Raw genomic sequence first — 1,363 nt, 5'->3', positions numbered from 1 at the left:
CGATTCGTTGAGAAGCTCCCACTGCGCAAGTAGGTATTGTACGAGTTTTACTCATCTGGTACCGTGGTATACATAGTGCCGTTGGATGGCGCTTTGGGGAAGGAGGTAGACAAGGAAAAGCCCAACCGTGGGGACACTGTCCCCGACCAGGTTTTACAGTTTCGAGCAATTCTCTTCATTTAAGGAGTGATCTCCGTGGCGGACAACAGGTGCGTGGTCTATCAGGGGCCGGGCGAGGTAACGATCGAGGACATCGGCTACCCGAAGCTCGAGGTCCCCGAGTACGTGGCGAGTAACATGGGGTACAGGAGCACCTCGGCCCCGCATGGTGTGATCTTGAGGATCGTCTCGACTAACATCTGTGGTTCGGATCAGCACATGGTCCGGGGCCGGACGACGGCGCCGCAGGGACAAACCCTGGGGCACGAGATCACCGGCGAGGTGATCGAGGTCGGCGACGACGTCCAGTTCATCAAAGAGGGCGACCTCTGCTCCGTCCCGTTCAACATCGCCTGCGGGCGCTGCCGGGCGTGTAAGGAGCGCATGACCGGCATCTGCCTCAACGTCAACCCGGAGAGGCCCGGCTCGGCCTACGGCTACGTGGACATGGGCGGCTGGCCCGGCGGGCAGGCCGACTACGTAATGGTCCCCTTCGCGGACTTCAACCTCCTGCCGTTCCCCGACAAGGACCAGGCGATGGAGAAGATCCTTGACCTCACCATGCTCAGCGACATCTTCCCGACCGGCTACCACGGCTGCATCAAGGCGGGCGTGACGACGGGCTCGACAGTCTACGTCGCGGGCGCCGGTCCGGTCGGCCTCGCGGCGGCCCACTCGGCGCAGCTCTTGGGCGCGGCAATCGTCATCGTCGGCGACGCGTTCGAGGAACGTCTCAACCAGGCCCGTAGCTTCGGTTGCGAGACGCTAGACATCACGCAGGATGCCTCTGTAGAGGATCAGATCGCTGAGATCGTGGGTGAACCGATAGTTGACTGCACGGTCGACGCCGTCGGCTTCGAGGCACGCGGGGGTGGCTCGGAAGGGGGAGAGGCCCCGGCCACGGTGCTGAACGATGCTATGACCATTACGCGCGCCGGTGGGAGCATCGGCATACCGGGCCTGTACGTGACCGAGGACCCCGGAGGGGTGGACGAGGACGCCAAGCACGGCGCGCTCAAGATGGACTTCGGCCTCGGCTGGGCCAGGAGCCACGCTTTCTACACCGGCCAGTGCCCGGTCATGCAGTACAACCGCGAGCTGATGATGTCGATCCTGAACGACAAGGCCCAGATCGCCAAGGCCGTCAACGCTACCGTCATCTCCCTGGACGAGGCCCCGGAGGGATACAAGGAGTTCGACTCCG

At 63.1% G+C, this 1,363-nt stretch carries 1 protein-coding gene; it reads left to right on the top strand.

The genetic code is table 11. The features are described 5' to 3' along the window. Positions 1-195 precede the first annotated feature (195 nt). Positions 196-1,363: formaldehyde dehydrogenase, glutathione-independent (gene fdhA, locus QZX79_RS02735; RefSeq protein WP_294564303.1), on the top strand; the 1,168-nt coding region annotated here is incomplete at its 3' end.

Origin of the sequence: uncultured Arthrobacter sp., assembly GCF_902805515.1 — a bacterium.
Taxonomy (GTDB): domain Bacteria; phylum Actinomycetota; class Actinomycetes; order Actinomycetales; family Micrococcaceae; genus Arthrobacter_D.
This window is presented reverse-complemented; position numbering and strand designations above follow the sequence as displayed.